The 242-nt window shown below is 63.2% G+C and carries 1 protein-coding gene; it reads left to right on the plus strand.

Annotated elements, in window-relative coordinates; translation table 11 throughout:
• The coding region (locus MXD60_RS26480; protein ID WP_248822418.1) for a YIP1 family protein at positions 1-242 on the plus strand (242 nt) is incomplete at both ends.

Genomic DNA, 242 nt, shown 5'->3' on the forward strand with positions numbered 1-242 from the left:
GCACCAAGGCATCGTCGGCGCCCTGATCCTGGCGATCCTGTCTTATGTGCTGGGTCTGGCCGGCGTCTTCATCCTGGGCGTCATCATCAACGCTCTGGCCTCCAGCTTCGGCGCCACGCCCAACCCGGTCCAGGCTCAGAAACTGGCTGTTTATGCCTATACGGCGGCCTGGGTCGCGGGCATCGCCAACCTGATTCCGGTTGCTGGCGGTTTGATCGCCCTGATCGGCGCGATCTACAGTC

Source organism: Frankia sp. AgB32 (assembly GCF_023243045.1).
Lineage (GTDB): Bacteria > Actinomycetota > Actinomycetes > Frankiales > Frankiaceae > Frankia.